We start from the raw sequence: 25518 nt of genomic DNA on the forward strand, positions 1-25518 counted from the left end.
GGCCGCATGCTGACCAATACGGCCGTCCTCCTGTGGCGGCACGTGCCCAAGCGCATCTACCGCGACCGCTCCGCGGCCGGGCCCATCCGGTAAGGGACCGAAGGACGCCGATCCAGTCGGGGCCGCCGGTTTCCGTGCCGGACGTGGGTGCACGCAGGTTCATCGCACACACCCAGCCGAACGGGAGTACAGGCATGGCCAGGAGCAAGAACGGCATGCTCGGCGTGGGCGGCCAGCGCAGGAACATCTCGCGCAAGGCGCTGCGCGGCGAGGGCGGGCCGTCCTCGCAGGGCCGCAAGGACGCCGCCGCCCAGAAGAAGGAGCTGCTGGAGCGGATGCGCGCCCGCAACGCCGCCGCCGAGACCGGGGCGAGCGATTCCGGGCAGGACAACGACACGAGCGAGAGCTGACCGAAGTGGCGGGCCGCCGCCCCGGTGATGATCACCGGGGCGGCGGCCCGTTCGTTCAGCCGCGGAAGGCGCGCCGCAGCTGGAGCCGGACGTCGCGGCCCGCGTCCCGGACGGGGGCCAGCACGCTCCGCCGCGCCCAGCGCGCCGGGTCGCGGACGGAGACCCGCCAGACGGCCCGCGAGCCCCTCCCGACCGGGACGAGCAGCGCGTCCTTGACCCAGCGGGACGGCGCCACCACCCCGTTCGTCCACAGGAAGCGCCCGGCCAGGCCGATCGGCCGGAGCAGGTAGCGGTACACGAAGAGCGCGGGGATGACGAACAGGATCCGCGCGACCCAGTACAGCAGCCGCCCGAGCATCCGCCAGGCCCACACCAGCGCGCCCGCGAAGATGGCCGCCAGGGCCGCGACGCCGGTTCCCGCCGTCCGGCCGAGCCAGGCCAGGCCGAGCAGCGGCGGGCGCAGCACGTACCGCCACAGCGCAACCGCCGGCACCACCACGAGCACGCTGAGCAGGAACATCAGCCCGGCGCCGACGCCCTTGGCCGCCCACACCAGACCCGCCCAGAGGGCGACGAGGGGACGCGCGACGACCAGCTCCAGCAAGCGCAGCACCCCCGAACCCAGCCACGCCAGCCCCGAGCCCAGCACGGACCCGATGGCGGCCAGCAGCCGGACGACCGGGGCCACGAAGATCGAGTAGAACCAGCGCGCCAGCCGTCCCGAGCCCCGCCCGAACAGCCGCAGCCCCCCGAGCATGACGACGACGGCCACCCAGCGAAGAGGGATGTAAACGGCGTACGTCCACAGCCAGACCAGACCAGACCAGAGCGCGACGGCCCCCTGCCCGATCACGCGGACGACCGGGTGCAGCAGCGCCATGTACGCGGCCAGCAGGAACCGCCCGACCCCTCGGGGTGTCCGCTTCAGGCCACGGAAGAGCAGCGCGACGAGGTCGTACACCAGTCGCAGCGGCAGCACGACCACCACGGCCACCACCCGGGCCGGGACGACGATCCAGGCCGGGCCGGTCGCCGCGGGACGGGTCCGCGCGGCCGGCGGTTTGGTCAGGTCGACGGGCGGTGGGGGGACGTGGTCGTTCTCCGGCGGCCTGCTCACTGCTGTGCTCCCGATGGCGATCGACGCGGTCCGCGGTCCCGGCCGTGCGGGTCCGGACGCGGCCGCGTCCTTTCATGTTGGATGTCCCTTCTGTCTGCGAAGTTCCAGTAGTGATCCCGAACCGGCGTTGAACCCTCCGTCCGCGGCCCCGCGTACTGCTCGTCGATCCGGTAGAGCGGTGCGGCCGCTCCGCCTCGATCGAAGGTCCGACTTGGAGGACAGACATGGAATTCCCACGGTGGGCCCTACCGGTGGCCGCCGTTCTGACCACGTCGGGGGTCTTCCTCACGGCCTGTGGGCAGGAGCCGGCGGGCACCCTGAACTCGGGGGCGGGGTCGCGGCAGAGCCCGGCCGCCGACCCGTCGGACGATCCGTCCGATCCGCCGCCCGCGCAGCCGGCCACGCTGGAGGCCGCCGACGTCGAGCGGATCGGGCGGGTGGTCACCGACAAGGAGGGTCGGACGCTCTACCGCTTCGACAAGGACACCGCGCGGCCGCCGGCGTCCAACTGCACCGACCAGGCGTGCGCGGAGGCGTGGCCGCCGGTGATGACCGGGCAGGGGCAGATCGAGGTCAAGGGCGTGGACGAGAACCTGGTCGGCAAGGTGCGGCGCCCGGACGGCGCGTGGCAGGTCACCCTCGGCGGCTGGCCGCTCTACCGGTTCGCGCAGGACGACGGCCCCGGGGACGTCAAGGGCCAGGGCAAGAGCAACGCCTGGTTCGCCGCCGCGCCCGACGGCAAGAAGGCGACCGCGCCCCAGCAGGCGCAGCCGGACCGGAACGAGGGCGGCGGTGACCGCTGGGCCGGCTGGACGGTCGTCAAGGTCAGGCAGGATCCTCAACTCGGGCCGATCGTGACCGACGGCAAGGGCCGCGTGATGTACCGGTTCGACAAGGACCGTCCGAAGACCACCACCTGCTTCGGCGCGTGCAAGAAGGCGTGGCCGGTGGTCACGTTCACGAACTGGAAGAAGCTCAAGGTGGAGGGCGTCGACCGCGATCTGGTCGACTTCATCGAGCGCAGGGACGACGGTTCCTGCCAGCTCACCATCAACGGTTGGCCGATGTACTACTACGCCGAGGACGAGCAGCCGGGCGACGCCACGGGTCAGGGCGCGCAGAACGTGTGGTGGGTCGTGTCACCGCAGGGCAAGAAGATCACCACCGATGCCGGCGGAGGCTACGGGGGCGGCTACTGAGCACCTCACCAAGGCTCCCCTGACCTGGGGGGCCACGGCGCGGCGAGCACCGCCGCGCCCCACGGGCGAAGGCGTGGAGACAACGCGGGTCGGTCGGGGTCCGCCAGTCTCCACGCCTTCTCGTGTTCATTGGGAGGTGGTTGCGCGCCTCCGGTCCGGACCTCGATGAACTGCAGAAATGCCAGATTTGCCAGAAATGTACCTGAGGTGGGTGGGGGTGATTGGCAAGGCCGGGCGAAGGTGGATCTGGCGGGCGCTTGGGGGGTGTGCGATGGGGGTTCGCGCGCGCGGGCGCGTTATCTCGGGGAACGGTGGCGGGATGCCAGCGCGTTTCTGTTTCTTTTGGGTTGCGTGTTTCTCACGATCCGTTCGTGGTACTTATCCGGATCTCGACAGGTTTCAAGCCGGGTGTTTATGTGGAGACCGGTCTCGCCATGTATGCGGCCCGGAGAAGTGCCCGCACGTGGTGGGAACTGCGGGAGGTCCGATGGTGGAACCGATCAGGACCCGTACCCGGTACGGCGGAGGCCGTGGTGCGGGCAGGAGCGTGCGGTGCGCGGTCGCGGCGGTGCTGGTCGCCTCCGGCCTGGCCGCCTGTGGCGGCGACGCCGGGCCGCCGACCCTGAACTGGTACATCAACCCTGACAACGGCGGCCAGGCGAAGATCGCCGAGTCGTGCACCAAGGCGGCGGGCGGCCGGTACCGGATCGCGACCTCGCTGCTGCCCAGCGACGCGACCCAGCAGCGCGAGCAACTGGTGCGGCGGCTGGCGGCCAAGGACCACGGGCTCGACCTCATGAGCCTGGACCCCGTCTTCGTCGCCGAGGCCGCCAACGCCGGGTTCCTGCGGCCCTTCACGGCGAGCGAGGCCAAGCCGCTGACCGACGGGGTGTTCCCCAGCGCGGTGCAGAGCTCCACGTGGGAGGGCAAGCTCTACGCGGCGCCGTTCTGGGCCAACACGCAGCTGCTCTGGTACCGCAAGTCGGTGGCGAAGCGCGCGGGCATCGACCCCGACGCGCCCGACTTCACCTGGGACAAGATGATCGACGCGGCGATCCGCACCAACACCACGATCGGCGTGCAGGGCAACCGGTACGAGGGCTACATGGTGTGGATCAACGCCCTCATCGCCTCCGCCGGCGGCCGGATCATCAGCCATGCGGAGCGGGGCGACGACGCCACCATCGAGATCGACTCGCCGGCCGGCCGGGAGGCCGCGCGGATCATCTCCAAGCTGGCCCGGTCGAGCGCCGCCAGCCCGACGCTGTCCACCGACATCGAGGAGCCGTCCCGGGCCACGATCAACGGGCCGCGCGGCGGGTTCCTTCTCAACTGGGGGTACGTCTGGCGCGCCGAGAAGGGCGACGCCGCGGACGGCGTCATCGACAAGAACATCCCGAACGACCTCGGCTGGGCCCGCTACCCGCGGGTCAACCCCCAGCAGGAGAGCAAGCCCCCGTTCGGCGGCATCGAGGTCGGCATCGGCGCCTACGGCAAGCACCGCAATGACCTGGCGATCGACGCCGTCCGCTGCATCACCTCGCCCGCGAACATGAAGCAGTACATGCTCGACGAGGGCAACGCGGCCGCCCGCCCGGCGATCTTCAGCGATCCGGACATCCTCAAGGAGTTCCCGATGGCCCCGCTGATGCGGGACTCCATCGCCGCCGCCGCGCCCAGGCCCGCCACCCCGTACTACCCGGACGTGTCCGGCGCCGTGCAGAACCGCTGGCATCCACCGGCCTCGGTGAACCCCGAGACGACGCCACGCGGGTCCAGCGACTTCATCCGCCAGGTCCTGCGCGGCCAGGCCCTGCTCTAACGGAGGTGTTCGGATGACGTCCGTCGAATCGGCACCAGAGCTCAAGCCCGGACCCGGGGCCCGCCCGCGCGCGGAGATCTCCGACCGCGGCCGGGCCGAGCGCAAGCTGGGGCTGCTGCTGTCGACGCCCGCCGTCGTGGTGATGCTGCTGGTCACCGCGTACCCGCTGGCCAGCGCGCTCTACCAGTCGCTGTTCAGCTACCGGCTCACCGCGCCCGACGACCGCAGCTTCGTCGGCCTCGGCAACTACGCCACCGCGCTGACCGACGGCCTGTTCTGGCAGACGGTGGTCACCACCCTGGTCATCACCGTGATCACGGTGGGGGTGGAGCTGGTCATCGGCTTCGCGCTGGCCGTGGTGATGCACCGGGCGATCTTCGCCCGCCGGACGGTGCGGACCGCGATCCTGCTGCCCTACGGCATCGTCACGGTCATCTCGGCGTTCGCCTGGAAGTACGCCTTCGACGTCCAGTCGGGGTTCGTCAACTCCTGGTTCGGCCTCGGCGACTTCGCCTGGTTCTCCGACCGCTGGGCCGCGCTGTTCGTGATCATCCTGTCGGAGATCTGGAAGACCACCCCGTTCGTGTCGCTGCTGCTGCTGGCCGGGCTGGCGCAGGTGCCGCGCGACCTCGGCGAGGCCGCGACGGTGGACGGCGCGACCGCCTGGCAGCGGCTGTGGCGGGTGACGATCCCGAACATGAAGGCCGCCATCCTCGTCGCGGTGCTGTTCCGCACCCTGGACGCCTGGCGGATCTTCGACAACGTCTTCATCATGACGGCAGGCCAGGAGAAGACCCAGGTGCTGTCGTTCCTCACGTACCAGCAGATCATCACCCGGACCGAGCTCGGGCTCGGCAACGCGGTCGGGGTGCTGCTGTTCCTGTCGGTGGTGCTGATCGCCGCCGTGTTCATCAAGGGGTTCCGGGTGGACCTCTCGCAAGTGCGGGGTGATCGCTGATGGAAACGGCGCGGTCGAAGTGGCTGTGGATCGTCGCCTCGCTGCTGATCCTGGTCTGGACGGCGTTCCCGATCCTGTGGATCGTGATGCTGTCGTTCAAGAACCCCAGCGAGATCGGCAACGTGAAGGGGTTCTTCCCCAAGGACTGGACCTGGCAGAACTACGAGACGGTCTTCAAGACCGACCTGTTCACCTCGGCCCTGATCAACTCGATCGGGATCTCGCTGATCGCGACGTTCGTCGGCGTGGTCTTCGCGACCCTGGTGGCGTACGCGATCGCCCGGCTGGAGTTCCCGGGCAAGCGGCTGATCCTGTCGTTCGCGCTGGCCATCGCGATGTTCCCGGTGGTGTCGCTGGTCGGGCCGCTGTTCGACCTGTGGCGGAACATCGGCCTGTACGACACCTGGCCCGGCCTGATCATCCCCTACATCTCGTTCGCGCTGCCGCTGGCGATCTGGACGCTGTCGGCGTTCTTCCGCGAGATCCCGTGGGAGATGGAGCAGGCGGCGCAGGTGGACGGCGCCACCAGTTGGCAGGCGTTCCGGCGGGTGATCGTGCCGCTGGCCGCGCCCGGGGTGTTCACCGCGGCGATCCTGACGTTCTTCTTCTGCTGGAACGACTTCGTCTTCGGCATCTCGCTGACCTCGTCCAGCGCCGCGCGGCCGGTGCCGGCGGCGCTGGCGTTCTTCACCGGGGAGTCGTACTTCGAGCAGCCCACCACCGCGATCTGCGCCGCCGCCGTGGTGGTCACGGTCCCGGTCGTGGTCATCGTCCTGTTGTTCCAGCGTCGCATCGTGGCCGGGCTGACTTCCGGCGCCGTCAAGGGATAGGGGTAGGGAGCCGAGCATGGCCGCCATCACCATGAAGAACATCGTCAAGCAGTACGGCGACGGTTTCCCGGCCGTGAACGACGTCACCCTGGACGTCCAGGACGGCGAGTTCATGATCCTGGTGGGCCCGTCCGGCTGCGGAAAGTCCACCCTGCTCCGCATGATCGTCGGCCTGGAGGACATCACCTCCGGTGAGATGCGGATCGCAGACCGGGTGGTGAACAGGATCGCGCCGCGCGAGCGGAACCTGTCGATGGTGTTCCAGAACTACGCGCTGTACCCGCACCTGACCGTGTACGAGAACATCGCGTTCCCGCTGCGGCTGGCGAAGACGCCCGGCGACGAGGTGGAGCGGCGGGTCAAGGACACCGCCGAGCTGCTGGAGCTGACCGAGCACCTGCAGCGCAAGCCGGCGAACCTGTCCGGCGGGCAGCGGCAGCGGGTGGCGATGGGCCGCGCGATCGTCCGGCAGGCGGACGCGTTCCTGTTCGACGAGCCGCTGTCGAACCTGGACGCCAAGCTGCGCGGCCAGATGCGCACCGAGATCTCCCGGCTGCAGCGGCGGCTCGGCGTCACCACCGTGTACGTCACGCACGACCAGACCGAGGCGATGACGCTGGGCGACCGGGTGGCGGTGCTGCGCAAGGGGGTGCTGCAGCAGGTCGGGAGCCCGCGGGAGCTGTACGAGCAGCCGTCCAACCTGTTCGTGGCCGGGTTCATCGGGTCGCCGTCGATGAACTTCCTGCCCGCGACCGTGCAGGACGGGCATCTGGAGACGCCGCTGGGCCGGTTCGAGATGGACGCGCGCAAGGCCGCCGCGGTGGCGGGCCGCAGCGTCGTCCTGGTCGGGATCCGGCCGGAGGACTTCGAGGACGCCTCGCTGATCTCGGACGAGAAGCGGGCGCGCGGCACGATCGCGCGGGCGCACGTGGACGTGACCGAGTGGCTGGGCAACGAGCAGTACGCGTACGTGCCGTACGACGCGCCGGAGGATCTGGCGGCGCAGCTGCGCGACCTGTCCCGGGAGCTGGACAGCGACCAGCTCCGCACGCAGGCGGTGGTGGCGCTGGACGCCGCCAGCCTGATCAACGCGGGCGAGGACGCGGAGCTGTGGATCGACACGGGGAAGGCGCACATCTTCGACCCGGCGTCCGGTGAGAACCTGACCCGGGACGAGGAGCGCGTCGCCGAGCTGGGCCGCCGCGCCGACCGGGCGCGGGCGGCGCAGCGCCGTGCGCAGCAGCGGGAGGAGCCGGGCGCGCCCACGGTGGCCGCCGCGGCGACGGGGGCGACCGGAGGGGCCGGTGAGGGGGCCGACGCCGAGAGCGGCAGCGACTAGACCCGTGCATTTCGTCTTCACGCCTCCGGCGGAGACGGCCGCGGGTCTGCTGAGGCTGCCGTGGCGGGAACCGCTGGAGGAGTGGGACGAGGACCGCCTGGTGGAGATCCGCCAGCGCGGTCTGTCCCGGCATGTCGTCCGGTTCGTGGTGGACGAGGGCTCGGTGTACGCGCTGAAGGAGCTGGACGCGCGGCTGGCCCGCCGCGAGTACCGGCTGCTGCGGCGGCTGCGGGAGCTGGCGCTGCCGGCGGTGGAGGTCGTCGGCGCGGTCGTGGACCGGGGCGAGGACATGGACGCGGTCCTGGTGACGCGGTTCCTGGAGTTCTCCAGCTCCTACCGGGCGCTGTTCGCCAACCCGCGCGGCGGCCACCCGACGGACCGGCTGCTGGACGCGCTGGTGGAGCTGCTGGTCCGGCTCCATCTGGCCGGGTTCATGTGGGGGGACTGCTCGCTGTCGAACGTGCTGTTCCGGTTCGACGCGGGGGCGTTCGCCGCGTATCTGGTGGACGCGGAGACGGCGGAGCTGCACCCGTCCCTGACCGAGGGGCAGCGCCACTACGACGTGCAGCTGGCCAGGGAGCGGATCGCGGGGGAGCTGTTCGACCTGCAGGCGGCGGGGCAGCTCCCGGCGCAGGTCGACCCGATCGGCGTCGGCGACGACACGGTGCGGCGGTACGAGGCGCTGTGGGACGAGCTGACCCGCGAGGAGATCCTGCATCCCGACGACCAGCGGTACCGGATCGCCGAGCGGCTGCGCCGGATCAACGAGCTGGGCTTCGACGTGGACGAGGTGGAGCTGGTGGACGCGGGCGAGGACGGCGCCCGGCTCCGCGTCCGCACCCGGGTGGCGGAGCCTGGGCACCACCGGCAGCTGCTGCTGACCCGGACCGGGCTGGCCGCGCAGGAGAACCAGGCGCGGCGCCTCCTGAACGACGTCGCCAGTTACCGGGGCCATCTGGAACGCCAGGGCGGCCGTACGGTACCGGAGGTCGTGGCGGCCAACATGTGGCTGGCCGAGGTGTACGAGCCGGTCGTCCAGGCGATCCCTGAGGAGCTGCAGGACCGGCTGGACGAGGTGGAGGTGTTCCATGAGGTGCTGGAGCACCGCTGGTTCCTGTCGGAGCGGTCGGGCCACGACCTGGACACGACCGAGGCGGCCCGCGACTACTTCCGCACCGTCCTCCCGCACGTCCCCGACGAACTCACGGTCACCGCGGCCAAAGCACAGCGCCGCAGCCAGCCCGATCAGGCGTAGCCGCGGCGCGGTTGGCCGGGGGCTCAGATGGCGAACAGCAGGGCGGCGCTGATGAGCACGGCGACGGCGGTGGCGAAGTGGATGCCGAACGCCACGGCCTTGGTGCCGCCGTGGCGCAGGACGATGAGGGTGTCGCCCAGGGGAGCGATCGCGACGACGAGCATGTACAGGCCGGCGGCGTGCGGGCTGGAGAAGATGAGCAGGGCCGCGCCGAGGACGCCGAAGGTGAGGTCGCGCAGGCCCTTGATGGTGAGGTACGCGGGGTCGCCGTCCTGCTTGGCGGGCACGCCGTACCCGGCGGCCGCGGGCCGGGGGACCACCAGGAACCGCAGTCCGATGAAGACGACCAAGGCGACCAGGGCGATGGCGAGTCCGTAGGCGATCGGGGTGAGCACGGGGACCTCCAGTGGTTAGCAGCGCTAGGAACGAGAACGACACTAGCAGAGCGCTGGCAGGCTTGCTATCACTGCTAGGATCGGAAGCATGTCGATCCAGGCACGCCGGGAGCGCGAGCGGGCAGAGCGAGAGCGGTTGATCGTCACGGCGGCCCGGGAGCTGGCCGAATCCGAGGGGTGGGAGGCGGTGACCACCCGCCGGCTGGCCGCCGAGATCGAGTACAGCCAGCCGGTCCTCTACAGCCACTTCAAGGGCAAGGGCGCCATCATGGCCGCCGTCGCGGTCGAGGGCTGCGCCGATCTGGCCGCCGAGCTGCGCGCGGCCCGGACCGCGGCACCGGGACCGCGGGAGGCCCTGGCCGCCGTCGGCGCGGCGTACGCCGCGTTCGCCGAGCGCAGGCCCGCGCTGTACGACGCGATGTTCACGCACGCCAGCGACCTGCCGTTCGCCACCCCGCAGGCTCCACCGGCCCTGAAGGAAGCCTTCGGCGAGCTGGTGGAGGCCCTGCGTCCGCTCGCGGGCGACGATGATCTTCCGGCGCTGACCGAGACGTTCTGGAGCGGGCTGCACGGCCTGATGACCCTGATGCGCAGCGGCCGCCTCCTCCGCGAGGACCACGACGAACGCCTGACCATCCTCATCAGCCGCTTCGCCTGCTGACCGCTCGGTGCGTCGGGGGTCAGGTTCCGGAGGGCAGCGCGGGCGTGGGCGCGGTCTGTCCAGCACTTCGCGGAACGCCCGCACGGCGGGGCGGTCCTGCTGGCCGTACGGCACGGCCCGGAGCACGGTGGTGCCCGTCTCGGTGATCATTTGGCTCCGGTGCGCCGCCGGGAGTGAGTCGAGGAGCCTCGCGGCCTGCTGCGCGCCCTGGTCGGTGCCACCGTTCACGACGGTGCACAGCGCTTCGTGGAGCCGGACGTTGGCGTTGTACTGGTAGTCGGACGTTTGAACCAGGACACGCTCACGGGCTTCGTCGGCTCCGGCTTCGTCTCCTGAACCCGCATAGACCCAGCTCTCGGTGAAATTGACCTGGTCAGGAGTCCAGTAGGTGGGAAGCAGGGTGGAAAGAGAACCGCCGGGAGTGACGTCGGTGAAACCGCGCATCGTCTCTTGGGCTTCGGTGTGTCTGCCCAGGAGGGACAGGGCCTTCGCCTCTGCCGTTGCGAGAAGTGCCAGTCCCACGGACGGCTTGCTCGACGCGAGGTGGCGGGACTTCCGCGTCAGGTGAAGCACGGTTTCGGGGGAACGCTGGCCGTAGAGCCCGAAGCCCGCTTCGGATTCGCATGCCAAAAGGAGCAGTGCGAGGTCGCCGGCCGCGTCGGCGGCGGCCTTGGCGGTGCGCCACCAGCGGATCGCGGCGCCGTGGTCGCCCAGTCGTGTCAGCACGTTGGCGTGCAGGACCGACAGGGCGGCTTTGACCCGCTGTAGTTCGGTGAGGTCGGCGGCGTCGGCGGTGCTGATCTGCCGTCCGAGCGCGAGAAAATCGACCGCCATGTCCTGGCGTGCCTGTGCGGGCGGGCGGGTGCGGATGGCGTGCAGGTGGTCACCGCATGCCAAATGCCATTCGTCCAGGTCGCGGGGTTCGGCGGTCAAGGCCAGGTCCACCAGGTGCCGGGCCGTTTCGCCGGGTTGGAGGGCCCCCGCGCCGATTCCCAGGGCGACCATTTGCAGCAGTAGCCGACGCTCCATATCGCCCCAATCCGTACTGCCTGGTTTCTCCACGGAAACGGCTGCCGGTCGATTTTCGGGGCGCGGAAGGGCGGGGAACAGCTCCTCTTCGGGCTTGCCCAGGGACCCCGCGAAATGGACGCTAGATCTTGCCTCCGGTGGATCGGATGTCGTCTATGGCGTCGAGAGCCATGCCCCATGGATAGGAGTTCAGACGGGCCCCTCCGGTGCCCGGGGGATGCGGCTCGAACTCCCCGGGGCCGAACAAGACGCGAACCCCGAGAGCTCGAAGTTCCGCGATGCTGCGGGACAGTACGGGGTTCGCGGCGAGCGCAGAGTTCACGAAGGGCAGGGCGACTGTGGGGACGCCAAGGGGAACAAGCTCGGCGAGCAAACCAAGCGGATAGTTATCCGCGTTTCCGTGCGCCCACTTGTTGATCGTGTTGTATGTGGCGGGAGCAATGATGATCGCGTCAGCCTTGGGAAGCCTCCCTGGCTCGCCCGGCTTGCGGTAACGGCTCCGTACAGGATGTCCGGTGAGGTCGACGAGTGCGGGGACGTCGAGGAACCCCTCGGCCGCTGGCGTGGGGACGACGCAGACCTCCCACCCTCGGCCGTGCGCCAGAGTCACGAGCCGGTCGACCTGTGAAGCCGGACCGGCAGCGCAGACGATCACGTACAGGATAGGGCGTTGATCAGTGTCGGTCACAGAGACAGTCCAGCGTTGGCGGCGAGCTGCCGCAAGCGGGACGACACTTCAGGATCAGTGGTGGTGGCGGACAATTCCGCTATGAGGTCTCGCGCCACTGGACGGCGCCGGATCTCCTGCGGGGCGGTTGCGTCGGCCTCCCGGAGCGCGGCAACCGCGCGTCCGGCGTCCCCGCACTGCCGGTGCGCTTGGGCGACGTCGAGCAGGTGATTGACCCGGCGCTCCCGCGGGAGCCGGGCGAGAGCCGCCGTGTTGAGACTCTCAGCGAGAACGAGCGCCGCGCGGCCGTCTCCGAGCCGCACCAGGGACGACACCCGATGGAGTGCCACGTTGGCCTTGCCGAACGCCGTCGTGCGATCGTTGAAATCAACGCCAAGGCGATCGGCCACGGCGTCCGCTTTGTCGTGCATGGTCTTGGCCGTGTCCGCGTCGCCTTCGCGAGCGGCGGCGATCTCTCCGGCCAGACACATCATTCCGACCAGGCACAGCAGTTCCCTCGAAGCCGTGGCGACAGTGGACTCAAGACGGGCAGTCGTCCGCTTGATCAAGTCGAGTGCTTCGCCGGGCAGGCCGTTCGACATCAGCGCGCGCCCAGCGCACCGCGCGGCACGCGCAAGGGATACGGGATCCCCCGCGATGTCCGCCGTCAGAACGGCGCGATCCGCTGCAAGCCATGCGAGTTCGTGACTGCCGAACTTATGAAGGGTTGAGCTGGTCACCTTGTAGACCATGACCAGTAGTGAGGCAGCCTCGCACCGGTCGGCCCCCCTGTGGAGCCGGACCGCGTGTTGACAATCCCTGATCAGCTTGGGAAGCGCCGTCCCCACAACCGCGAAGTCCGAGGCGAGGAACGCCTCTTGTACGTATTCGACGTGCTGGGCGAGGCTGCCGAGGTCGGGTGCCCCGTCGAGGCCGGACGGCTGACTCTGCATCTCGTATCGGGCAAGCGCCGTCTTGATCGCTTGGATCTCGGCGGCGTCGGGTAGGCGAGTAGCCTCCTCAGCCTCCGATTCGTCGACGAGGATTCGCCAATCGACCTGGAGAGCCTCGGCCACCTTCTGGATCATCGGCAGTCTGACGAGGCGACGATCGCCCGCTTCGACCTTCTCGACCCAACTGACCGAGCGGTCGACGAGGTCGGCGAAGTGCTTCCGAGTCATGCCGCGGCGCGTTCGCCAGTAGGCGACCCGGTGCCCGACCTCTTGGTGTTCAGCCATCGAAAAGAGAATCCCCGGTTCCTGAGTGCACGACCCACACAAATTGTACGGTCACCACTCTTTGTGGAGGTCTAGCTTCACGGAGAGCGCTCACAGCATGACGATCTGAAACCGGTGCTGTCGATGACGGCGAGCTCGGACAGACGGGTGGTCGTTCTGTGTCCCATGACAAGGCGGCCCCGGACGCGACGATGAGAGCGTCGGCCGGGGCCTGACCGGAAAGTGAGTCCGGCTATGGCCAGTTTGGCCCGACCCAATCCCCTGGCGGCACTGGGCGCGCACTTGGGCGCGCACGGCTTCGCCGTCGAGCTGACCGACCGCGGGTTGAAGGTGTCCAACCCCCAGGTCGCCGGCTGCTGCCCCGAGGTGGCGCACGCGTCCGACACCATCACATGCCGTTCGCGTCAGGAGGACGGCGGCCGGTTGTGGTTTTCAGCTCGTGGGGCCAGCCGCTGGCCGAGGCGGACCGCATCACCGACGCGTTGATCGCGGTGAAGATCAACCTTGCGGCGCGGGACGCGGCGGGAGGCGGGCGGTGAGCGTGGCCGCGCCGTGGGCGGCGCTGGACATCGACCCCGATCGGATCGTGGCCGAACTGCGGCGCCGGTTCCCGGGGGCGCGGGCGTGGTACGGGGAGTACACCGGCGCGTGGTGGGCCATCACGCGGGATCGGTCGGGGCGGGATCGTCTGGTGGAGGCGTCCGACCCGGCGGAGTTGGGGCGGCGGCTGGAGGAGATCTGCGGCCGGATGGCACCGCGGTTGTCCCGGGCGGCCCCGCTACGGCCTGAGCCCTCGCCGTCCCGGGCTCCGCGTTCCGCCGCGTACTCGCGGCAGGCTCGGAGGCGGGGTGCGGCGGCGTCCCGCGGCGGGTGGTGGCGGAGGGTGTTCCGGCGGTAGGCGATCCCTAGAGAGAGGAGGTGCCGCCATGGCGAACGCGCCGACGGCGAATGAAGCGAGAGGTGACAGCGTCGTCTTGGGTGACCTGTGCCCCGGATGGCACACCGAACGGACGGGCGGTCGGCTGGTCGCGCGACGTCTGGCGAAGCTGTCCGACTACCAACTCGGCCACGGCTGTCTCGGCGAGATCACCGTGTCGGCGGTCGGTGAGCTGGTGATTCTGTGTGACGCGCACAACCTGCTGGCCGAGCGCGTCGCGCTCGCCGAGGCGATAGTCCAGGTCAGCGAGCGCAATTCACCCTGGAGGAGTTGAAGTCCCATGTTCAAGAACGCCGATCGTCTCCCCGCCGGCGCGCCGCGCCCCGATGCCCCCGGCACCGTGCGGCCTTGGGGTCTGCGGCGTATGGCGCCCTACAAGAACACAGGCGTCGCAGGCTTCGTCGCGACGCAGATCGACGCCGCCACGCAGATGGGGGCAGCCGCCGACGGTGAACTCATCGACGCCAAGCACAAGCGTTCCAATACCGGCACCGAGGGCCAGACCAGCACGAACAAGGGCGACGGAAGGGACTCCGGCACCGACACCGACCACGCGCAGGACAGCGACCAGGACTGATGCCCCCATCACGCCCCGTGCTGGTGGTCACGCAACCCAATGATGTGACCGCCGACATCGTCGTCGCTGAACTCAACCGGCGGGACGTGCCCGTCGTGCGATTCGATCCCGCCGAGTTCCCGCACACGCTCGCGTTCTCGGCGACGATCGACGGCGACGGGCTGCGCGGCAGCCTGACGACCTCGACGCGCTGTGCCGACCTTGATGCCGCGCGGTCGCTGTACTACCGGCGCCCGCGCGGCTTCACCTTCCCCGGTCTCGACGAGCAGGAGGCCCATTTCGCCACGCTGCAGGCCCGTTTCGGGCTCGGTGGCGTGCTGGCGTCGCTTCCGCGGTGTTCGTACGTCAACCATCCGCACGCCATCGCCGACGCCGAGTTTAAGCCCGCGCAGCTCACCGTCGCCGCCGACCTCGGGTTCGTTGTGCCGACGACGCTGGTCACCAACGACCCTGGCCAGGCTCAGATGTTCGCGTCCGAGCACGGGCCGGTCATCTACAAGCCGCTTCGCGCGAGCCCGTACCGTCAGGACGGCCAAGCGAGAACCGTGTGGGTCACCGAGGTAGACCCGGCCGAATTCGACGAGTCGATCGCCGCGACCGCGCACCTGTTCCAAACGAAGGTGCAGGCCGTTGGCCATCTGCGGGTGACGGCGATCGGCGACCGCGTGTTCTGCGTGCGGATCGACTCCGGTGACCTCTTGGATTGGCGGTACGACTACGACGCGCTCACCTACACCGCCACCGACCCGCCGCCCGGCATGCCCGATCTCATCGCCGCCTACCTCAAGCGGTTCGATCTGGTCTTCGGGTGCTTCGACTTCGCACTACAGCCCGACGGCACGCCGGTGTTCCTGGAGTGCAACCCCAACGGCCAATGGGCCTGGCTGGAGAACGAGACCGGGCTCCCCATGACCGCCGCGCTCGCCGATCTCCTCGAACGGGGACACGCATGACCGACCACGACGCACACGCCGCTTCGCTACGGCACGCGCTCGCCGACGAACTCCAACGGGTCGGCGAACTGCACTCGCCGCAATGGCGACGCGCGGTCGAGCGAGTGCCGCGCCATCTGTTCGTGCCCGAGTTCTTCCGCTGGACCGACGGCCCCAACGGGGTCACCCTGTGGGCGCCGGTCAGCGGCGATCACGACCCGGACCGATGGCTCGAACTCGCCTACCGGGACGAGACATGGGTGACCCAACTCGACCGGCACATCACCCCGCACGATGTGACCGAGCCGGTCAGCGGAGACCCGACCTCGTCCTCGACACTGCCCGGCCTGGTCGTTCGGATGCTGGAGTACCTCGCCGTCGCCGACGACACCACGGTGTTGGAGATCGGCACCGGCACCGGGTACTCGACGGCGCTGATGTGCGACCGTCTCGGCGACGGCAGGATCACCTCGATCGAGGTCGACCCCGGCGTCGCCGCGAACGCCGCCGCCGCGCTGCGGCGTGCGGGATTCGCCCCGAACCTGGTGAACGGTGACGGCCTCGACGGTGTCCCCGGGCGCGCTCCCTACGACCGTGTGATCGCGACCTGTTCCGTCCGGAAGATCCCGCGCGCGTGGCTCGACCAGACCCGATCCGGGGGCCGGATCCTGGTCACCGTCACCGGATGGCTCGGAGGGTACGGGCTTGCCATGTTGGACATGGGCGACGACGGGGTCGCCGAGGGCCGGTTCCTGCCCGGAACGGTCTCGTTCATGATCGCCCGTCCGCAGGCACCGTCCCCGATCAGCGACGATCAGATGAGCACGGCGTTCAAGGCGCTCACCGAGGCCACCTCGCGGGCGGCCGTCGTCGGCCCTGACATCCGCCAGGACTGGGCCGGCACGTTCGTCACGCAACTCGCCCTACCCGCGGCCCAGGTGAAGACGATCAGCATCGACGGCGGACCACTGATCACCTACTACGTCGACACCGCGACCGGGTCCGCCGCCTCGCTCACACCCGAGCCCGGCGGCGGATGGACCGTCCGGCAGTCCGGTCGAATCCGCTTGTGGGATGACGCCGAATCCGCCGTGGCCATCTGGCGCCGCGCCGGTTCCCCCGAGATCGACCAGTTCCGCATACGCACCGACGGTCACGAACAACGCGTGTGGTTGGACACCGACGACGGCCCGGTGTCCTGGTCGCTGCGGTAGACCAGAACGACGCCGCCCGACCCTCGGCAGGGTGGGGCGGCGTCATTGTGCGGGGAAGGGTCAGGCGAGGGCGCTGCCCTTCTTCCACTTGTCGAAGGACAGCTGCCAGAAGCCCCAGCCGTTGTCGTACTCCAGGTCGCGCTTGGTGCCGGTGATGGTGACGACGTCACCCGGCTGGACGTTCCGGTAGAACCAGAGCGCGTCCTTGGCGGGCTGCCGGACACAGCCGTGGCTGCAGTTCATCTCGCCCAGGCAGTACTCCTGGCCGGAGGTCTGGTGCAGGTACTCGCCGCTGTTGGAGATGCGGACCGCGTAGTTGATCAGCTCGTCGTAGTAGCCGGGGTCGCCCTTCTTGCGGCCCGGGGCGACCATGCGGACCGGGTTGCCCTTCTCCATGGTCAGGTGCACGCCGCTGGTGGTGGTGTACTCGCGGGTGCTGGCGTTGCCGCCGCTGACCGGGACGGTGCGCGCCTTCTTGCCGTCGATGCTGACGGTCATCTTGTGCTTCTTCAGGTTGATCTTGGCGATCCGGGCGGCGCCGATCTCGAAGGTGCGGCTGAGGTTCCTGGTGCCGTAGATGTCCTTGCCGGCGCGGACCCCGGCCAACCGGGCGTTCAGCGTGACCTTCTGGTGGGCGGGCCAGTAGGTCTTGGGACGGTAGACGACGCGCTGGTCGCCCATCCAGCGCCAGGCGCCCTCGACCGGCTTCTCGGCCTTGACCTCCAGCGCCTTCTCGACCAGGTCCTTGTTGGGGACGGCGCGGTCGAAGTCGAGGATGATCGGCATGCCGACGCCGTACTTCTTGCCCTTGTTGCCCTCCAGGATCCAGTCCACCGAGGCGGAGAGGGTCTCCTTCGGCTTGAGCGTCCTGAACTTGCTCGCGGCCTGCGAAGCGGTGCCGATGGAGTTCTTCGCGGAGGCGTTCACGGTGTAGGTGGTGGACGGCCTGAGCGTCCAGCGCGAGCGCCACTGGGTCTTCTGGGCGTTGAAGTCGCCGGGGATGGCCTTGCCGCCGGCCTGGACGGTGACGTTCTCCAGCGTGCCGCCCGCCGAGGTGACGACCACGCCCTTGTCGGGGCGGGCCTTCTCGGCGCCCTGCGCCGGGGTGATGGACACCTTGGCCGCCGGGACCTTGGTGTCACCGCCCGCGGTGGTCCCCTCGCGGCTGGAGGAGCAGGCGGTGAGCGCCAGTACTCCGGCCACCGCCACCCCAGCGGCCGTCCAACGTCGAATGATTCTGCCGTTCATGCGCACTTGTGCCACCCCGAGCCGGCTTCCCGCCGTACCGAACCTGTCCCGCCAGCCTGTACCAAGGCTTGTCCCGATGAAGGTCCAAATTTGATGATGTTGAAAAAATACCCGGTAAGGACGGTCCCGTCCCCTGCGTTCAATGTTGCGATTTGCTATCGAACGATCACGGTGGTGCACGCGGCCGCCGGTGGGACGTCCGTGGCGGTGCGCGCGGCCCGCCGGATCGTTCGGGGTGATGATGCTCGGACGACGGTTTCCTCCGCGTTTCCCCGGTTTCAGTGGGCGGCGGGAAGGACGCGGCCGCGCACGTCGCCGAAGCCGATGCGGGCGCCGTCCGGTCCGGGCGCGGTGGCGGAGATGACCACTTCGTCGCCGTCCTCCAGGAACGTTCGTTCCTCGCCGTTCACCTTGACCGGCTCCTTGCCGCCCCAGGTCAACTCGATGAACGCGCCGCGCTGCTCGCGCGCGGGGCCGGAGATGGTGCCGGAGGCGTACAGGTCGCCGGTGCGGGCGGAGGCGCCGTTGACCGTCAGGTGCGCCAGCATCTGCGCGGGCGACCAGTACATCTCCCGGTACGGCGGCCGCGACACGACCTCGCCGTTCCACTCGACGGCCAGGTCGACGTCCAGACCCCACGGGGCGCTCTCGCGCAGGTAGGGCAGCGGCTCGGGGTCCTGCGGCGGGGTGGGGACGCGGGCGTGCTCCAGGGCGGCGAGGGGGACGACCCACGGCGAGACGGACGTCGCGAAGCTCTTGCCGAGGAACGGGCCGAGCGGTACGTACTCCCAGGCCTGGATGTCGCGGGCCGACCAGTCGTTCACCAGGACGGCGCCGAAGACGTGCCGGGCGAAGTCGTCGCAGCCGATCGGGGTGCCCAGCAGCGACCCGGTGCCGACGACGAAGCCCAGCTCGGCCTCGATGTCCAGCCGCCGGCACTCCCCGAACGTCGGCGCGGCGTCGGCCGGAGCCTTGCGCTGGCCGCGCGGCCGGACGATGCCGGTGCCGGAGACGACGACCGTCCCGGCGCGGCCGTGGTAGCCGACGGGCAGGTGCTTCCAGTTGGGCATCAGCGGCTCGGCGTCGGGACGGAAGAGCCGCCCGAGGTTGGACGCGTGGTGCTCGGAGGCGTAGAAGTCCACGTAGTCGGCGACCTCGAACGGCAGGTGCAGCGTCACCGCGTCCACCGCGAACACGGCGTCGCCGGGCACTTCGCCCGACACCATTTCGGTGACGCGGCTCCGGACCTCGGCCCAGCGCTCGTGCCCCTGGGCCATGAACGCGTTGAGCGACGGCCGCGCGAAGACTTCGTCACCGAGCGCGCGCGCGAGGTCGACGACGGAGTCTCCGGCGCGGACGCCCACGCGCGGCGCCCCGCCGGGGGAGGAGAACACCCCGTAGGGCAGGTTGGCGAGCCCGAACGGCGAGCCCTCCGGGATGGGGATCGTGGTCACGCGGGGTCTCCTTCTCCGTCGGCCAGGCCCAGGGCGGTCAGGTCGGCCAGGGGGTCGGTGATGCTGCACGTGCCGAACGACAGGAACCGGGCGCGGACGGCCTCGGCACGGGAACCGTCCAGGTCGGTGATACCCGCGGCCACGGCCGTGCCATCGCGACGCGCCAGGATCGTCACCAGGTCGTCCTCGGCGGCGCCGGCGAGCGCGGCGTCGACGGCGAGCAGGATGTTCAGGAAGCCGTGCTGCTCGAACCCGGTCTCCGGGTCGGTGTTGCGGACGGCGTGGTGCAGCCCGGCGGTGGCCTTGAACGGCACTCCGGCGTCCACCACGGCCCTGATCGCGGCGGCCAGCTCCGCCTCGTCCGGGTGGAGTCCGGCCTTGACCCCGCCGGTGCGGAACTTGGCGCGGTACGGAGTGGCGGGCAGCGCGGCGACGATCTCCGGGCGCAGCTCGTCCCGGGGCACCTCGACGAAGACCGGCACCCCGGCGGGCGCCGCGCGGTCGAGCGCGGCCAGCAGGTCGGCGGCGGCCAGGCCGGGCGGGACGGCGACCTCGACGCCCGCGAGCCGGACCGGGAGCCCGGCCGCCGCCGAGACCGCGCCGGGGAGCTGATCGGGCCCGCCGGGCAGCGTGACCACCAGATCGAGCACCGGATCGCCGCCGGCGAGCAGCGTGCCCAGTTCCTCCAGGGCGGGTGCGGCGACGATGAACGAGCCGACCAGCGCCGCGTACGGCGACCGCTTGTGCCGGACGTGCGCCGGCACGGCCTCGGGAAGCGGCATCGACCCCGGCGGGAAGACGGCCGCGTCGTCGCACAGCCCCACCGCGAACCTCGGAACGCTCACTGGGAACCCTCCGCGCGGCGGCCCGCCCACGTCCAGGCGTAGCCGGGGTCCTCGCAGGCCAGGCCGCCCTCGCCCAGCTCCAGCGGCCGGAACGTGTCGACCATGACGGCCAGCTCGTCGAAGAACTCCGCGCCGATGCTGCGCTCGTAGGCGCCCGGCTGCGGCCCGTGCGGGTGCCCGCCCGGGTGGACCGACACCGAGCCCTGCCCGATACCCGAGCCCTTCCGCGCCTCGTAGTCGCCGCCGCAGTAGAACATGACCTCGTCGGAGTCCACGTTGGAGTGGTAGTAGGGCACCGGGATCGACAGCGGGTGGTAGTCGACCTTGCGGGGCACGAAGTTGCACACCACGAAGTCGTGCCCCTCGAACACCTGGTGCACGGGCGGCGGCTGGTGGACGCGGCCGGTGAGGGGCTCGAAGTCGTGGACGCTGAAGGTGAACGGGTAGAGGCAGCCGTCCCACCCCACCACGTCGAAGGGGTGGTCGGCGTACACCAGCCGGGTCCCGGCCAGGCCGCGCGAGGTGCGGTGCTTGACCAGGACCTCCACGTCGGTGCCGGTGGCCTGGAGGACGTCGGCGGGGCCGTGCAGGTCGCGCTCGCAGTACGGGGCGTGCTCCAGGAACTGCCCGTAGCGCGACAGGTACCGCTTGGGCGGCGCGACGTGCCCCGTGGCCTCGATGACGTACGCGCGCAGCGGGCCCTCGCCCTTGGGCAGCCAGCGGTGCGTGGTCGAGGCGGGGAGGACGACGTAGTCGCCGGGCCCGGCGGCGAGGGCGCCGAAGACGGTCTCGACCGTGGCCTCCCCGGACTCCACGTAGACGATCTCGTCGCCGGTGGCGTTGCGGTAGAGCGGCGAGTCGGCGGTGGAGACGGCGTACGACAGCCGCACGTCGGCGTTCCCCAGGATCAGCCTGCGGCCGGTGACGATGTCGGACGCGGCCTGGGCGTCCTTGGGGAACAGGTCGTGCAGCCGCAGGTGGCGGGGCTTGAGCGGGTGGTTGGGGGTGGTCGAGGCGTCGGGGATCTCCCAGGTGCGGGAGTCGACGATGGCCGAGGGCAGGCCCCGGTGGTAGAGGAGCGAGGAGTCGGAGGAGAAGCCCTCCTCGCCCATCAGCTCCTCGTGGTAGAGCCGGTCGTCCGCGTCGCGGTGCTGGGTGTGGCGCTTGGGCGGGACGTCGCCGACCCGGCGGTAGTACGCCATGCCTGCCCCTCCTCCTCCGGAAACTAGTTAACACATTGACTATCTGTCGGACGTGCGGGGACGTCAAGCCCGCGACCGGGCGTCCAAGGGAAAGGGCGTCAGCTGCGCTCGCGGACGTCGAACTGGTCGCGGTTGGCGATCAGCTTGTCCAGGAGCATGATCAGGATCCGCTGCTCGGTCTCGGTGAGCACGCTCGTCCACTGGTGCTCGCGCTCGTTCTGCGCCCGGAACACCTCGAGCATCGCGCTCCGCCCCCGCTCGGTCAGCGACAGCAGCACCGCGCGGCCGTCGCGCTCGCCGGGCGAGCGCGCCAGCAGGCCGTCGGCCACCAGCGTCTTGGCCAGGTTGGACACGGCCGCGCGGCTCATCCCGGCCAGCGTGGCGGCCCGCCGGGACTCCAGCGGGCCGGCCAGCCAGGTCACGAACAGCAGGCGGAAGCCCGCCCAGGACAGCCCGCGCGGCCGGTGCACCGCGGCCTCCAGGTCATAGGTGACGATCATGGAGGCGCGGTTGAGGGTGAGCAGCACCTGGGTGGCCAGCCGGTGCGGGAACCCGAACTCCTCCGAAAGCCGGCGGTCGGCCAGCTCGACGAACGACCAGAAATCGAGCTCCGGGGCGGTGGCGTCCTCGTCTGCGGCGGCCATGGCCACCACCCTAGCGGCGCGGGCAAGATGATTCACACATGTACTACTTCGGCGCCGTCGCCTCGGTTCGCGGGGAAGGCCGGCATGACCGCGCACACCACCAGGCAGCCGATCGGGAAGTACAGCCCGATCGTGGCGTTCTTGCCGATCACGCACGGGCCGAAGAAGCCGCCCAGCGACCCAATCGAGTTGATCGCCGCCGGCCCCACCGCCGTCCGCTCCCGCGACACCGGCGGGAACCCCGACTGCCAGTTGGTGTAGCCGCTGGAAGTAGGCGGTCGGAGCATCAGCCCCCACTCCTCGCCGGCGACGGCCGCGCCGACCTGCTCGCCGAACCGCAGGTGGTCGCCGCGGCTGCCGGGCGCCGTCACCACGAACAGCGCGTCCCCGGCCCGCCCTGCGGCGGGTAGTGGCGGGCCAGGAGATCGGGGCCGTGCGCGAACACGACCGCGCCCGCCCTGTCCCCCACGTCGTCGGCGACCACGCCCACGACCCGGCCGTCCTCCTCCACCAGCCGCTGCACCCGCGTGTTCGGGACGATCTCCACACCGCCCGCCCGGCACGCCCGCGCCAGCACCTGGACGAGCTCGTACCCCTGGTCCCTGGGCACGTGGCCGCGCCACACGTCCTCGACCCCGGCCCGGCACAGCCCTGGCATGTGGCGCGCTGTGCGACACGGCCGCGAAGATCTCCACGCTCAGCCCGATCAGGCATTCCAGCGTCGGCCCGGCCTGCTCGCAGAAGCCCTGACCAGCCCGGGGTTGAGCATCCACTGCTTGAGGTTCATGTAGGGCTGGAAGAAGCGCTCGGGCGACTCCTCGATCCCGAGTCCGGCCTGCACGGTGGTGCCCGCCGCGTGAACATCCCCGCCCACACTTGCGTGGAGCCGCCCAGCTCGCCCTCCGCCTCAGCAGCACCGAGGCGCCGCGCCCGGCCGCCGATGCCCCCGCCGCCGACCACGATCACGTCAGGTTCCATCGGAGAGACCCCCGGACTCGGTGATGATGTGGTGGTAGAGGCCGTTGGAGACCAGGCCGCCGTCCACGGTGACCTCCTCGGGACGCGCCATGCGCCCCGCCGGGATGCTGGCGACCGCCGCGTCCACGAACGCGTCCGCGTGGACGGAGTTCACCCTTCACTGCACTGGCCAGGCTCAGGATCTACTCCCACGGTCCAACAATCAGCTCAGGCCACAAGGCAATGTCCGTCAGCGGTTGGACACCCTGGAGTGCCTGTTGGAACGGGACGTTGGTGGCCTTGGCGATGCTGGCGATGGCGGTCGGCCCCCACGTAGGCAAATCCCTCGACGAGCCGGGGCAGCAGGCCACCGATCATGCACTCACCACTGGGAAGTACTGGTTTCCAGCCTGGACACCGTCAGGCGCGCGTAGCTGTCCGTCCCATCCGTACTCCTTTGTTGCAGGGATATCTCTCCGCCATCTGACAGACGGATCCAGCGATTCTCCTGCCCAGGGGCGAATTGCCTCTGATATATACCGCTCTCGGCGTACACGGCGCCGATTCGAGGGGGGTCGTTGTACGCGCCATGGCTTACCTGTATGCCAGATTCAGGAAAGCTGATCCATCCGTCGGTGGTGCTTTTTCCTTGGACCCGTGTGGCGTTCACCCGGTTGACGACGACCCGGTCGGCGACGACCTCTCCCTGAGTGTTGTAGCTGCTGGAGATCTCCACGCCGTCGCCGGTGAAGGTCAGGCTCCCCGTGTAACTCAGCCCCTGGAACCGTTCGGCTCTCACCTGGTTGACGGTGATCTTGTCGGCGAGGATCGTCTTCTCGCCGCCGGAGGTGTTGGCGACCCGCACCCCGTCGGTGGTGAGGGCCAGGATCCCGGTGCTCGCCGTCGTCCCCTGGACCTGGGGGGTGAGGATGCCGGTCTCGAAGGTGGGGGTGCGCAGTTGGACGGTGGTGGTGAGGAAGTGTTCCCGCCCGGTGGGGTCGGTGGCGATGAGGGTGTAGGTGCTGTCGCGTTTCGGGCCGGTCCCGGGGTTCGGTTTCCACTGGCCCGGGGTGGTGACGGGTGGGGTCGCCGGGGTGCCGTCCGGCGAATTGATCGTGTATTTCCAGTCGGCGGGCCCGTCCCAGCGCAGGACGATGCTGTCTCCGTCGTCCACCATGGCCTTGTCGGGGCGGAAGTTGCTGGGCGCCGGGGCTTGCTTGGCGGCGGTCTTCACCAGCGGCACCGCCGCGACGCTGGTGCTCGCCTTCGCGCCGGCTTTTCTGCTGGCGGCCTCTGTCACCGTCAGCACGGCCAGCCCGGCGGCTGCGGCGACCGGAACGCCCTCCAGTTTCAGCACCAGGTAGTCGCCGGCGGCGAAAGGGATACTTTTGCTCGACGGGTCGGTGACCTGGAAGGACTTGGTAGTGGCCTGGGGCTGGACCTTCAGCGGCTGCGCGCCCGTCTTCAGGCTGTGGTATTTGGCCGTGGCGGTGATCTTGGTGATGTCGCGTGTCAGGTCGTCGGCGCCGTCACCGACGGGCACCGTCACCTTGTTTTCGGACCAGTGCGCCGCGATCCTGTCGGTGTTGGTGACCACCAGGTACACCGTCCCGGTGGAGTTGGACTGCCCCGCCCTGGACGCCTCCAGGGGGGCCGGATCGGTGAGCACGGTGTAGGTCAGCAGGGTCATGGTCACACTCCTTGGCTGGCAGAACAGGCGCCGACACCGGCGAAGTCCCGGAAACCCGCCGCTGATAACACCCGCAGAAGAACACCCCTAAATCCAAACGATCACAGCAAAGCGCGCCAAGAGCTTCAAGGAGCCCATAAAAGGGCGATCCGGCAATATGATCAGGGCCTTGACGAACAGTTGAGCCACGCGTCACCAGCCGCTTCCGCCAGCCCTTGCCGCGATCCGCCGCTCGGCGTCATACTCAGCCCTGCCTGCGGCAGGCGTTCTGCGCGCTGACCGCGGCGAGCGCGCGCCGAGCCCGGAGCCCTTCTCCGCTGACCGGGCCGGTGTCGGCGGGGGCGTGTACGGTGCCGCGGCATGGGAGCGAGCGGATTCTCTCTGGACGTCAACGGTGACGGCGACCGCGTCAGGCTGGGGTCGATCATCTGGGAAACCGTGTGCGACTTCATCTGGGGCGATCTCGGAGAGCCCCTTTACACCCGGATGGCCGAGTATCTGTTCGAGCAGGTCACCTGTACCGCGGACGACACCTCGCTGACCTGGTGGTTCGGCAACCCCGGCGGCTGCTGCTCGCGGTCGGAGCGCGCCGGCATGCACTGGCTGCGGTACTTCCTGGCCGTCGACTGGGAGATCTTCACCGCGATGGGCGACCACCGGGGCCTCACCTTCGCGAGCGGGCCTCCCGAACTCGCCGCCACCACCGCGGAAGGACGACTCGTCACCCTCCGGGGCGATATCTGGAGCGCCTCGGACGACGGTGTGGGCGGTGACGACGCGTGGATTCCCCTGGAAGAACTCACCGTCGATGAACGCGCGTTCGTCGCCAAGGCGCGCGGCGAGTGCCAATGCCCGGTGTGCACTTCCCCGGCCAACACGCCTCGATCTTGACGAGGAC

The 25518-nt window shown here is 69.9% G+C and carries 28 protein-coding genes; 14 read left to right on the forward strand and 14 right to left on the reverse strand.

What is annotated here, in order from left to right:
• Nucleotides 1-194: 194 nt before the first annotated feature.
• Nucleotides 195-410 (forward strand): DUF6243 family protein, encoded by a 216-nt coding sequence (locus ACZ466_RS23610; RefSeq protein WP_378286129.1) that lies wholly within the window; start codon nt 195-197, stop codon nt 408-410.
• A 55-nt stretch (nt 411-465) separates the two neighbouring features.
• Here the strand turns inward: ACZ466_RS23610 and ACZ466_RS23615 are convergent, their stop codons facing one another.
• The gene (locus ACZ466_RS23615) at nt 466-1527 is read right to left on the reverse strand and encodes a hypothetical protein (protein WP_378286130.1); all 1062 of its coding nucleotides are present in this window, start codon (nt 1525-1527) and stop codon (nt 466-468) included.
• Between the two features lie 224 nt (nt 1528-1751).
• On the opposite strand from ACZ466_RS23615, the gene ACZ466_RS23620 reads away from it, so the two are divergent.
• The 6 genes from ACZ466_RS23620 (at nt 1752) to ACZ466_RS23645 (ending at nt 8930) form a co-directional block, all read left to right on the forward strand.
• A complete protein-coding gene (locus ACZ466_RS23620) occupies nt 1752-2726 on the forward strand; it encodes an SCO0930 family lipoprotein (RefSeq protein WP_378286131.1) in 975 nt (324 codons plus the stop codon).
• Nucleotides 2727-3213: 487 nt separating this feature from the next.
• Nucleotides 3214-4548: an extracellular solute-binding protein gene (locus ACZ466_RS23625; RefSeq protein ID WP_378286132.1), complete on the forward strand. Its 1335-nt coding sequence runs from the start codon at nt 3214-3216 to the stop codon at nt 4546-4548.
• A 13-nt stretch (nt 4549-4561) separates the two neighbouring features.
• Entirely contained in the window at nt 4562-5506 is a 945-nt protein-coding gene (locus ACZ466_RS23630) for a carbohydrate ABC transporter permease (protein ID WP_378286133.1), read from the forward strand.
• Nucleotides 5506-6336 carry a carbohydrate ABC transporter permease gene (locus tag ACZ466_RS23635; RefSeq protein ID WP_378286134.1) on the forward strand — a complete coding sequence of 277 codons (831 nt, stop codon included), beginning with the start codon at nt 5506-5508 and terminating at the stop codon, nt 6334-6336. The genes ACZ466_RS23630 and ACZ466_RS23635 overlap by 1 nt, the downstream gene beginning before the upstream one ends.
• A 16-nt stretch (nt 6337-6352) precedes the next feature.
• Nucleotides 6353-7675 carry an ABC transporter ATP-binding protein gene (locus ACZ466_RS23640; RefSeq protein ID WP_378286135.1) on the forward strand — a complete coding sequence of 441 codons (1323 nt, stop codon included), beginning with the start codon at nt 6353-6355 and terminating at the stop codon, nt 7673-7675.
• Nucleotides 7676-7679: 4 nt separating this feature from the next.
• The gene (locus ACZ466_RS23645) at nt 7680-8930 is read left to right on the forward strand and encodes a DUF4032 domain-containing protein (protein ID WP_378286136.1); all 1251 of its coding nucleotides are present in this window, start codon (nt 7680-7682) and stop codon (nt 8928-8930) included.
• Between the two features lie 23 nt (nt 8931-8953).
• Here the strand turns inward: ACZ466_RS23645 and ACZ466_RS23650 are convergent, their stop codons facing one another.
• A complete protein-coding gene (locus tag ACZ466_RS23650; RefSeq protein ID WP_378286137.1) occupies nt 8954-9325 on the reverse strand; it encodes a DUF4267 domain-containing protein in 372 nt (123 codons plus the stop codon).
• 88 nt (nt 9326-9413) lie between these two features.
• Here ACZ466_RS23650 and ACZ466_RS23655 point away from each other — a divergent pair, with 88 nt between their 5' ends.
• The gene (locus tag ACZ466_RS23655) at nt 9414-9986 is read left to right on the forward strand and encodes a TetR/AcrR family transcriptional regulator (RefSeq protein ID WP_378286138.1); all 573 of its coding nucleotides are present in this window, start codon (nt 9414-9416) and stop codon (nt 9984-9986) included.
• Between the two features lie 1150 nt (nt 9987-11136).
• Here the strand turns inward: ACZ466_RS23655 and ACZ466_RS23660 are convergent.
• Nucleotides 11137-11703 carry a flavoprotein gene (locus ACZ466_RS23660; RefSeq protein WP_378286139.1) on the reverse strand — a complete coding sequence of 189 codons (567 nt, stop codon included), beginning with the start codon at nt 11701-11703 and terminating at the stop codon, nt 11137-11139.
• Nucleotides 11700-12920, reverse strand: coding sequence for a helix-turn-helix domain-containing protein (locus ACZ466_RS23665; protein ID WP_378286140.1), 1221 nt, complete (start codon nt 12918-12920; stop codon nt 11700-11702). Before ACZ466_RS23665 ends, ACZ466_RS23660 begins: the two co-directional genes overlap by 4 nt.
• Before the next feature lie 535 nt (nt 12921-13455).
• Between ACZ466_RS23665 and ACZ466_RS23670 the strand changes: the two genes are divergently transcribed.
• From ACZ466_RS23670 to tgmC, 5 genes are read left to right on the forward strand one after another with little or no spacing between them, the layout of a single operon-like run.
• Nucleotides 13456-13818, forward strand: a complete 363-nt coding sequence (locus ACZ466_RS23670; protein ID WP_378286141.1) for a hypothetical protein — start codon at nt 13456-13458, stop codon at nt 13816-13818.
• Between the two features lie 28 nt (nt 13819-13846).
• Nucleotides 13847-14131: a hypothetical protein gene (locus ACZ466_RS23675; protein ID WP_378286142.1), complete on the forward strand. Its 285-nt coding sequence runs from the start codon at nt 13847-13849 to the stop codon at nt 14129-14131.
• Nucleotides 14132-14137: 6 nt separating this feature from the next.
• Entirely contained in the window at nt 14138-14434 is a 297-nt protein-coding gene (gene tgmA, locus ACZ466_RS23680; RefSeq protein WP_378286143.1) for a putative ATP-grasp-modified RiPP, read from the forward strand.
• 17 nt (nt 14435-14451) lie between these two features.
• Nucleotides 14452-15387, forward strand: coding sequence for an ATP-grasp ribosomal peptide maturase (tgmB, locus tag ACZ466_RS23685; protein WP_378286144.1), 936 nt, complete (start codon nt 14452-14454; stop codon nt 15385-15387).
• A complete protein-coding gene (tgmC, locus tag ACZ466_RS23690; RefSeq protein ID WP_378286145.1) occupies nt 15384-16580 on the forward strand; it encodes an ATP-grasp peptide maturase system methyltransferase in 1197 nt (398 codons plus the stop codon). Before tgmB ends, tgmC begins: the two co-directional genes overlap by 4 nt.
• 60 nt (nt 16581-16640) lie before the next feature.
• On the opposite strand, the gene ACZ466_RS23695 is transcribed toward tgmC, so the two are convergent.
• From ACZ466_RS23695 to ACZ466_RS23740, 10 genes are all read right to left on the reverse strand, one after another.
• A complete protein-coding gene (locus tag ACZ466_RS23695) occupies nt 16641-17783 on the reverse strand; it encodes a L,D-transpeptidase (RefSeq protein ID WP_378286147.1) in 1143 nt (380 codons plus the stop codon).
• A gap of 323 nt (nt 17784-18106) precedes the next feature.
• The gene (fahA, locus tag ACZ466_RS23700; RefSeq protein ID WP_378286148.1) at nt 18107-19282 is read right to left on the reverse strand and encodes a fumarylacetoacetase; all 1176 of its coding nucleotides are present in this window, start codon (nt 19280-19282) and stop codon (nt 18107-18109) included.
• A complete protein-coding gene (locus ACZ466_RS23705) occupies nt 19279-20127 on the reverse strand; it encodes a hypothetical protein (RefSeq protein WP_378286149.1) in 849 nt (282 codons plus the stop codon). Before ACZ466_RS23705 ends, fahA begins: the two co-directional genes overlap by 4 nt.
• Complete coding sequence (locus ACZ466_RS23710; RefSeq protein WP_378286150.1) at nt 20124-21329, reverse strand: homogentisate 1,2-dioxygenase; 1206 nt, start codon at nt 21327-21329, stop codon at nt 20124-20126. The genes ACZ466_RS23705 and ACZ466_RS23710 overlap by 4 nt, the downstream gene beginning before the upstream one ends.
• Nucleotides 21330-21427: 98 nt before the next feature.
• Complete coding sequence (locus tag ACZ466_RS23715) at nt 21428-21973, reverse strand: MarR family winged helix-turn-helix transcriptional regulator (RefSeq protein WP_378286151.1); 546 nt, start codon at nt 21971-21973, stop codon at nt 21428-21430.
• Nucleotides 21974-22005: 32 nt separating this feature from the next.
• A complete protein-coding gene (locus tag ACZ466_RS23720; protein WP_378286152.1) occupies nt 22006-22347 on the reverse strand; it encodes a hypothetical protein in 342 nt (113 codons plus the stop codon).
• Nucleotides 22341-22631 (reverse strand): FAD-dependent oxidoreductase, encoded by a 291-nt coding sequence (locus ACZ466_RS23725; protein ID WP_378286153.1) that lies wholly within the window; start codon nt 22629-22631, stop codon nt 22341-22343. The genes ACZ466_RS23720 and ACZ466_RS23725 overlap by 7 nt, the downstream gene beginning before the upstream one ends.
• 48 nt (nt 22632-22679) lie before the next feature.
• Entirely contained in the window at nt 22680-22847 is a 168-nt protein-coding gene (locus tag ACZ466_RS23730) for a hypothetical protein (RefSeq protein WP_378286155.1), read from the reverse strand.
• A 93-nt stretch (nt 22848-22940) separates the two neighbouring features.
• Nucleotides 22941-23105, reverse strand: coding sequence for a hypothetical protein (locus tag ACZ466_RS23735; protein ID WP_378286157.1), 165 nt, complete (start codon nt 23103-23105; stop codon nt 22941-22943).
• Nucleotides 23106-23312: 207 nt separating this feature from the next.
• On the reverse strand, nt 23313-24620 hold the full coding sequence (locus ACZ466_RS23740; protein ID WP_378286158.1) for a hypothetical protein: 1308 nt from the start codon (nt 24618-24620) through the stop codon (nt 23313-23315).
• A 360-nt stretch (nt 24621-24980) separates the two neighbouring features.
• Here ACZ466_RS23740 and ACZ466_RS23745 point away from each other — a divergent pair, with 360 nt between their 5' ends.
• Entirely contained in the window at nt 24981-25511 is a 531-nt protein-coding gene (locus ACZ466_RS23745) for a hypothetical protein (protein ID WP_378286160.1), read from the forward strand.
• Nucleotides 25512-25518 lie beyond the last annotated feature (7 nt).

The organism is Actinomadura rugatobispora (assembly GCF_055379765.1).

Bases quoted from the DNA above. Each gene is read 5' to 3' on its own strand.
- ACZ466_RS23710 (WP_378286150.1), bottom strand. From the start codon at position 21,329: ATGGCGTACTACCGCCGGGTCGGCGACGTCCCGCCCAAGCGCCACACC.
- tgmA (WP_378286143.1), top strand. From the start codon at position 14,138: ATGTTCAAGAACGCCGATCGTCTCCCCGCCGGCGCGCCGCGCCCCGAT.
- ACZ466_RS23640 (WP_378286135.1), top strand. From the start codon at position 6,353: ATGGCCGCCATCACCATGAAGAACATCGTCAAGCAGTACGGCGACGGT.
- ACZ466_RS23725 (WP_378286153.1), bottom strand. From the start codon at position 22,631: ATGCCAGGGCTGTGCCGGGCCGGGGTCGAGGACGTGTGGCGCGGCCAC.
- tgmC (WP_378286145.1), top strand. From the start codon at position 15,384: ATGACCGACCACGACGCACACGCCGCTTCGCTACGGCACGCGCTCGCC.
- ACZ466_RS23625 (WP_378286132.1), top strand. From the start codon at position 3,214: ATGGTGGAACCGATCAGGACCCGTACCCGGTACGGCGGAGGCCGTGGT.
- ACZ466_RS23715 (WP_378286151.1), bottom strand. From the start codon at position 21,973: ATGGCCGCCGCAGACGAGGACGCCACCGCCCCGGAGCTCGATTTCTGG.
- ACZ466_RS23655 (WP_378286138.1), top strand. From the start codon at position 9,414: ATGTCGATCCAGGCACGCCGGGAGCGCGAGCGGGCAGAGCGAGAGCGG.
- ACZ466_RS23635 (WP_378286134.1), top strand. From the start codon at position 5,506: ATGGAAACGGCGCGGTCGAAGTGGCTGTGGATCGTCGCCTCGCTGCTG.
- ACZ466_RS23630 (WP_378286133.1), top strand. From the start codon at position 4,562: ATGACGTCCGTCGAATCGGCACCAGAGCTCAAGCCCGGACCCGGGGCC.
- ACZ466_RS23620 (WP_378286131.1), top strand. From the start codon at position 1,752: ATGGAATTCCCACGGTGGGCCCTACCGGTGGCCGCCGTTCTGACCACG.
- ACZ466_RS23665 (WP_378286140.1), bottom strand. From the start codon at position 12,920: ATGGCTGAACACCAAGAGGTCGGGCACCGGGTCGCCTACTGGCGAACG.
- ACZ466_RS23740 (WP_378286158.1), bottom strand. From the start codon at position 24,620: ATGACCCTGCTGACCTACACCGTGCTCACCGATCCGGCCCCCCTGGAG.
- ACZ466_RS23675 (WP_378286142.1), top strand. From the start codon at position 13,847: ATGGCGAACGCGCCGACGGCGAATGAAGCGAGAGGTGACAGCGTCGTC.
- ACZ466_RS23745 (WP_378286160.1), top strand. From the start codon at position 24,981: ATGGGAGCGAGCGGATTCTCTCTGGACGTCAACGGTGACGGCGACCGC.
- ACZ466_RS23610 (WP_378286129.1), top strand. From the start codon at position 195: ATGGCCAGGAGCAAGAACGGCATGCTCGGCGTGGGCGGCCAGCGCAGG.